The sequence below is a fragment of the Paraburkholderia sp. TE9906 genome (genome assembly GCF_056279605.1).
This window is the reverse complement of record NZ_JBWCCT010000024.1, coordinates 38,846-46,324: the sequence shown is the minus strand read 5'-3', so window position 1 is coordinate 46,324 and position 7,479 is coordinate 38,846. Positions and strand designations below refer to the sequence as shown.

Below are 7,479 nucleotides of genomic sequence, written 5' to 3'. Positions count from 1 at the left end.
GGCGCGCGAAGTACTAATGCCGAGTCGATTACGTCGACGCTCAGCAGCTCCGTGCATGGCATGCTCGGCGCAGCGTCGAGTGCAGGGACGACCAGCTTGCCTTCACGATATTGCTTGCGCCATCCGAACACCACATTGGCGTTGATGTCGTGCCGGCGCGCAACAATCGATACCGACATGCCGGGCTCCAACGTTTCTCTGATCACCTGCTGCTTGAATTCTCGCGCGTACGTGCGACGCGGATGGGCTCCGCCTCCTGCGTTCGACATGGCTAACTGGCTCCGTTGATCTGAACGCGCTCATCATGCTTCGGAAAAGTCAGCATGGCGAAACGGTCGGGCCGAGCCGCTTACGTCCGCTGCGGACGCGCAATCTGCCGACCGTAGGGTTCCACGGGAACGTCCCTTACGGGTCGAGAAATGCCCATCGCATAAGGCGCTGATCGGCCAGTTTGGGACATTCGGTTCGAACGAGACGCGACGCTAAGGCGTCGCTTCAATGCCAGAACGCGGCCGTTCGGTTGGGGCCCCGACTAACGAGGTGTCTTCCCCGTGCTTAATCGTCCAGCTAGGACGAGCAGTGCGCCGCCTGCGAATAACGTCAGAGCGTATCGTCATACCAACCGATGAATCTGCAGTCGCTTCGACCGTTCCTTTATACGGGGAAGTAAACGGCTAGATAACAAAACAAAAAAATTAGCCTACGTCTGACCGGATCACATGGGTCTCGCCGTTTCGCAGATTGACGGCGAAACATACGATCCGGTCTCGCCATTCCGCCGGAACGAGATCGGCCCGCGTATTATCGGACGCGATGTTGATGAAGATCGCAAGTGGATAGTCCAGAATCTCGATCATGTTGATCAGGCTCGCGAAATCGTCGATCGCGTCTTTTGGAGACGCCGCCCGCTTGATCTCGATGACGGCGTGATTTCCGTCCCTGCGTGAGCCATGACGGTGCTCGTCGTACGGCTCGTGAATAATGATGTCTGGCCGGATTCTTAGACCATGCACTTTTAGCTTTTTCTGGTGTTCCTGTTCGATAATGGCTCCGTCCGACAGGAAATCTGCCGGGATGGCCTGTTTCAGCTCGACCAGCAACTCACCCTGAAATCCGTGCTCGTTTTGGTAGAACCGCGGCCTAGTGATGGCGCGAAGCGCTCCGGTCAGGTGATCAAGAAGGGTCTCTCGGTCCATAGCTTCTCCTTCTGTCACTGAGCCTTATGCTCGCGCCATTTACGTTCTTCCTCTTGCAGGTCGATCCCGTCGACATCGAGGAAGAATTGTCGCTGGCTGTATCGCTTGATCCGTACGAGGTTAGGATCGTGTCGGCACGGCATCGTGAGATCGAGCTTTTCTCCGCCGAAAGCTTCAACGGCGCCGGAGAGCAATTCTCCGAGAAGCGTCCAGGCCTCAAACGCGACGTCGAGCAAATCTCTGTCAGGAAACTCCGGGATCATCCAGGTGCGCCAGAGCGCCGGGGCGGAATCGCAATCCGGCCCAAGACCGCGCATCACGGTATTTGTCTTGCACAGTGCCTTGTACCGCTCATATGCTTCATCGGACGATTCCCACGGATGCACGGCGAAGGGAAAAGTGAATTTGATCTTCGCGCCCTCGGTCGTGCCAATCTGGCCGCGGCTGTGCGGGTTAAGCGCTCCGTGGTGAACGATAAAATCGCGCTGTTTCCCGAGCTTCTGGAACAGATCGTTCTCGGAAACCGCCTCTTGGAGCGGCTTGATTTTGGCCCTCACTTCAGGATGGCGCTGCAAATCGTTGTGCAGTTTCAGGGGTACTTCCTTAACGGCACGAACGAACGAATTCAGGGAATAGCGAAACCCGTCCGGCTGATGGTAATTGCCTTCCATTTGGTGCAGATGCCAGTGGCATTCCTGCCACCGGTCAAGGGAAAGCTCCAGATTGTCGTGCGCGGAAGATTCCACGAGATCCCGTTCCTTGGTTGTTACCCGGCGCCTATCATTAACCGGCTCCAGCCGGCAATACAAGCGCAACATCCGGCTGTCGGATTTTGTCACATTGTTTGCCGCCAGAGCCTTGTCCGATTGGCATTTCCGCGATAAATCACTTTTTCCTACAGAACAGCTGCACGCCACCATGACCTTTGCTCTCGTAGCCGCCAACGCGGATCAAATCATTCAAGTCAGCGATCGGCGCCTTACAGGCTGGACCGGCGGCATCGTGACAGAAGCATCGGGCAAGGCGGGACATCTTCTTTGTGACGATGCCTCTGCCCTTTACTGTTACACCGGCCTAGCATTCATCAATGAATTCAAGACGTCGACCTGGCTAATGGAGGCCCTGCAAGCCGCATCGAGGAAAGACTCGCGATTCCGCGAGGCCATCGAACACTTCGCCGAGATCGCGACGGAGAAATTCAGGTCAGATCCGGACGTGCTCTCGATAGATGTTCGCAATCGAAAGCTGACGGTGATGATCAGCGGATACACTGCGGACGGTTCCATCACCAACGCTTTGATCTCGAACTTCCAAGACTTCATCAACTTCATCAACCATCCCGTCGCGCAAGCAAAATTCACAGTTCATTGCGAACGCAGCAGAGACCCGGCACCCAGAAATCCGACGATGATTCAGGCGATCGGTGCATTCAGCGCAATGACGGAGGCGGACGAACGGGAGCTGCGCGCGCTGCTTGAAAGACGAGCTTCTCATGCCGCGATCCGCGCGAAGGCCGCCGCAATCGTCGCGGATATCTCAAGCCGGCACCGTTCCGGCGGCACGGTGGGTAAACGCCTCAACACTGGAAGGCTTGATTTCCAGTCGCCGCTGGCCGCAATCACCGGCTATGAGAGCGACATCGTCGAAAACGAGTTGCCACTGCTGGACATCGTGGACGGACGATCGAACGGCCCCGGTGTCATGATCGGCCAGCTCCAGATCACCGCGGCTGCGCCGGTCGTCTTCCCCAAGGTGCACCGCAATGCGCCCTGTCCGTGCGGGAGCGGGAAGAAATACAGGAACTGCCACAGGGTCCCGGGTCAGTAAGGTCCGCCCGATACTGATCCGAGACCGGCCGTCGGCCCCTCTCTTTGTGGGATGGCGGCAACGGGTCGAAAGTGCGGGTTGGCGACTGGCCGTTGTCGGGCGGTGAAAAACGAATGGCCGCTTTCCGGCGATGCGTTCGCAGAGCCGATTGCCGCATGCCGACCCGTCTCCGCCTGTCGGTTAGTTTCTTCAAATGTCGCTACAGAGTTCCATAGCAGCCGTTGCGGCCGATCGGATGCACCTGGAGCGGCCGATCTGTATTCGCGCTCGAATAGCTCAAAAGTCGGTTCCCCAGCCTGGGAAGGAATTTTCCATTGAACTCGTGCGGTTACAGCTCGCGGTGCCTACGATTAGACAATGCCCAACCTCGTCTGAGGGGGATCTATGTGGCCGCATCCATACCGTAACGTCGACGCAGTTTGCAGGAAGAGCACCAAGTGGTACGGCCGGATTCTGCTCGCCACAGTGTTAGCCAGCGTGTCGCTTGCCGCCAACGCTGAATGGTGGACACCTGCCGAAAAATCAAAGCCTCCACTCAAAGATTGGCAATACCAGGCACTGTTTCAGGCGCTGCGGGATCCAGTCGACGAGACCCAAACTTCCGCACTCATTTGGCTCAGGGAGAACGGACGCCCTGATCGGGCAGATCATGTTCCCCCGGCCTTGTTAGATGAGCTTGGCGCCAGGCTGTCCCGGCCGAGGGCCGACATCACGTTGGAAGCGATGGCTTCCTTAGGTGCGGCTGGTGCCAAATTCGCGCCGCAGGTGGTAAGGCTGCTAAAGGGCGACGATCTGCTGCTGCGCTATGCGGCAGTGCAGGCGCTGGGAGCAATGGGCCCCGCTAGCGCAAACTACGCGCCGGAGTTGGCGGCGCTGCTCAAGGATTCGAGCCTCCACCAAGTGCGTGAGGCCGCAGCTTACGCACTGGGGGCGATCGGCTCGGCTGGCGCCAGGTACGCGCCTGATGTGGCGGCGCTGCTGAAAGACGACGTTCAGTCCGTGCGCCTAGCCGCGAAGGAGGCGCTGAAGGCGATGGCATTGGCTGATGTTAGCTCCGCGCCGCAGTTTGCAGCGCTGATGAAGGACCACAATCCCTCCGTGCGCGCTGCGGCAGTGCGGGCGCTGGGGACAATGGGTGCGGCCGGCGCGAGCTACGCGTCGGAGGTGGCGACGCTGCTCAAGGATTCGGATACGGACGTGCGCTACACCGCAGCGCAGGCGCTGGCGGGGATGGGCGCGGACGGCGCCAGCTACGCGTCGCAGGTGTTAACGCTGCTCAAGGATTCAGATACTGCCATCCGCTATGCCACCGCACCGCTGGCGCTAGCGAAAATGGCAGCGGCCAACGCATCGGTCGCGCCGCAGGTCGCAGCGCTGCTGGAGGACGGCGATTCATCAGTTCGCTCCGACGCGGTGGAGGCGCTGGGGGCGATGGGCCCCCCTGGTGCAAAGTACGCGCCGCAGATCGCAGCGCTTCTGAAGGACCGCGATCCGCTCGTACGATCTCAGGCAGTGCAGGCGCTGGGGGCGATCGGCCCCGCAGGCGCAGATTACGCGCAGATGGCAGAGCTTCTGAAGGACGGCGATCCGTCCGTGCGCGCTGCCGCAGTGCAGGCGCTGGGGACAACGGGTGCGGCCGGCGCGACCTACGCGTCGCAGGTGGCGAGGCTGCTGAAGGATTCGGATGAAAACGTGCGCGGGGCCGCAGCGCGAGCCCTGGGGACGATGGGCGCGGCCGGCGCGAGTCACGCGTCGGAGGTGGTAACTCTTCTCGGTGATTATTCGAGCAGATCCGTGCGCCGTGCTGCGGCGTTGGCGCTCGGGACGATGGGCGCGGCCGGAGCGAGCTACGCGTCGCAAATAGTGGTGACGCTCTCTAACGACTTAGACCCATACATGCTTCCAGCCGCAATGGAGGCGTTGCGGACGATGGGCGCGGCCCACGCATCGGTCGCTACGCAGATGGCTGAGCTGCTGAAGAACAACGACCCGATCGTGCGCAAGATCGCAGCGCAGGCACTGGGGGAGATGGGTTCGGCGGCTGCGAGCTACCCGCAGCACATTGTAGCGCTGCTGAAGGATCGCAGTCCGCCAGTGCGCGAGACTGCTGCCCTCGCTCTCCAAACGTTGGCGGATGATATCGGACCGATTGGCACGCCCGTTCTCTTCGCCAGCTGCCTCGACGGTGCCCTGCTGAATCGGGACCAGGCTGCATGGTTCCGCCTCACGTGCTACTTGCTGCGCCCCCTCACCAAAGAACAGCTCGCGATGATGAGTTGGGCGAACAACGGCGAAACCGGAGCATTCGTCGACCCGAAAACGCTCAACAGGGACGGGGCAATAGCGGTGCTTACGGCACTGCAGTCCCAATGGCCTTATATTGACGCGATAGACGCAGAAAGGAAGGCAACACTGAATCCGACATTGCGGCAGCGGGTGGCAGCCAAGGTCGCGCAGATCGTGAATGATCAGGCAGCGCGATTTACTGTTGCAGATGTGCAATTGATCGACGATTGGGATCGGAAACTGACTAACGACAACTTCAATGCAGAAGCGGCCGGTTTGCGGGAGGTCCGCAACCGGATAGAAGGCGTTCACAAGACGGAAATCGTAGGCATAAAGGTGGCCCTCGCAGTAGCGGGACACGGCGCGTTGTGGATTCTTCTGTTGTGGGCTTATCCGCGCTGGCGACCCGTCCAAGCTTTCTTTTTCTGGAACCGGTGGGGACGCTGGTTCGTCGGACTGGGATATGTGGGATTGTTGATTGCCGTGGTTCCGTGGTTACGACGACGCATGTTCATTCCGTTCAGGGCGTCGCTAGTGCAACGCGGCGCCCTCGCCGGCTTCGACGAGCGATCGTACTTTCCAGATAGCGAGGTCATCGAGCGCGGCGCTCGGGATGGAGGAAGTGCCCGCTTGCCGCTGTCGGCAATATTGCAAAAGTTCGAGGGCCAGGTCGTGCTTGAAGGAGAATCCGGGCTCGGCAAGACGACTGCGCTACAACGCCTAGCCTCAACATCCGGGCACATCGCTGTTCTGCTGACGGCGACCGAGTGCAGGGAGGGCGTTGTGACGGCCATCCAAGCAAGACTCAAGGGCCAGGCCAGCGACGAGTCCTACCTGAGGACGCTGGTCCATTTGGGGGCAATCGACGTGCTGATCGACGGCCTCAACGAGGCCACGCCCGATACGCGGTCGCGCATCGTGCAGTTCATTGAGGAGTCTTTTCGCGGCAACTTCGTCATCACCACCCAGCCGATGGACTGGAAACCGCCGCGCACTGCCCGGGTGCTGACACTGCAGCCGCTGCGAACGGACCAGATCGAGGATTTTCTAGTTAGGCAATGGCCGGCGCTCGCCCGCAGCGCCGCGCTTGACGAAGACGCCTACGGCAAGGCAGTAAGGGCCTATGTTGCTGAACTCGTCGTGAAAATAGACGACGGCACGAGCGCACTTAGGATACTCAGCAATCCGATGGAGGCCAATATCGTGGCCGAATTGCTCTCGCGCGGTGAACGTCCCGACCTGCTCCGGCTGGTGGAGCAGCGCTTCGCCGCGATGGAGGAGGAGTTTCGCGCGCGGGAGAACCGGCCTTTTCCTTACCCGCGCTTCGCCGAACAAGTCTACGCGTGGCGGGCATCCGGTGCGCCCTACTTAGACCCAACCGGCTTTGATGCCGAAGTGGCGATGCTGGTCGAGCACAAACTGATGGTCGCGCGTACGGTACCGGTTCGCAGCGCCGACGCGACGAAGGATGTCACACGATGGTGGTTCCGCCATGACCGGTTCATGGAGTTCTGCCTACTGCCGGCGTTCATGCGCGAGCACGGAGAGCGGCAGCGGCAGCACGTCGCCGACGAGGCGTTTTTCGGGGTGTACGACCTGCTTGCGCTGTGGCTTCCGGGCGATGAAGAATTCGAACTCTGGCAGTTCCTCACCGAAAACGCAGCCGACACGCGGCAGAACGAACTACTGACCCGGTACACCATCGCAAGACGCAGGAGGACCTTCAAATCGACCGCAGATACAAATTCAAACTTTGCCGCTCGCCGCGCGTAACAATGCAACTGGAGATCGTTTTGGCGAAAGTGTTTCACTCGACGCCTTGCCGTCCGTCGCTATTGTGCTTCGTCTCATTCTGAACAGGAAGCCGACGTTCGAAAATGTCATGCGAGCGACTGAAACTGGCCGGTTGTGTGAGCTTGCCAACGGCTGCCTTGAGTTGCTCCAGTTCGATAACCCATGGTTCGACTGACTGTCCGCTATCGAGATGTTCGTGTGACCGTAACGGGTCGAGATGCGGCACTCTGCTCCCCGAAATCATCGCCGGAAAGCGGCCATTGGTCTTCCGCTGCCTGAAAGCAGCCAGTCGTCAACGCGCATTCCCGACCCACTGCGGACGTAGAACCTGCACAACCTTGACGGCAGTGTCCGAGGCCCAACGGCCATTCGATTG

The 7,479-nt window shown here is 59.9% G+C and carries 5 protein-coding genes; 2 read left to right on the top strand and 3 right to left on the bottom strand.

Going from position 1 to position 7,479, the window contains the following annotated elements:
• The 3 genes from ACZ9H4_RS35655 to ACZ9H4_RS35645 form a co-directional block, all read right to left on the bottom strand.
• Nucleotides 1–269 (bottom strand): transposase (locus tag ACZ9H4_RS35655; protein ID WP_476122863.1); only part of this gene is annotated, 269 nt, incomplete at its 3' end.
• Between the two features lie 426 nt (nt 270–695).
• Nucleotides 696–1,196 carry a hypothetical protein gene (locus tag ACZ9H4_RS35650; RefSeq protein WP_476122861.1) on the bottom strand — a complete coding sequence of 167 codons (501 nt, stop codon included), beginning with the start codon at nt 1,194–1,196 and terminating at the stop codon, nt 696–698.
• A gap of 14 nt (nt 1,197–1,210) precedes the next feature.
• Complete coding sequence (locus tag ACZ9H4_RS35645; RefSeq protein ID WP_476122859.1) at nt 1,211–1,942, bottom strand: hypothetical protein; 732 nt, start codon at nt 1,940–1,942, stop codon at nt 1,211–1,213.
• Between the two features lie 13 nt (nt 1,943–1,955).
• On the opposite strand from ACZ9H4_RS35645, the gene ACZ9H4_RS35640 reads away from it, so the two are divergent.
• Both ACZ9H4_RS35640 and ACZ9H4_RS35635 read left to right on the top strand, forming a co-directional pair.
• Nucleotides 1,956–3,023: a YecA family protein gene (locus tag ACZ9H4_RS35640; RefSeq protein WP_476122857.1), complete on the top strand. Its 1,068-nt coding sequence runs from the start codon at nt 1,956–1,958 to the stop codon at nt 3,021–3,023.
• Nucleotides 3,024–3,407: 384 nt separating this feature from the next.
• Nucleotides 3,408–7,082 carry a HEAT repeat domain-containing protein gene (locus ACZ9H4_RS35635; RefSeq protein WP_476122855.1) on the top strand — a complete coding sequence of 1,225 codons (3,675 nt, stop codon included), beginning with the start codon at nt 3,408–3,410 and terminating at the stop codon, nt 7,080–7,082.
• The last annotated feature ends 397 nt before the right edge of the window (nt 7,083–7,479 follow it).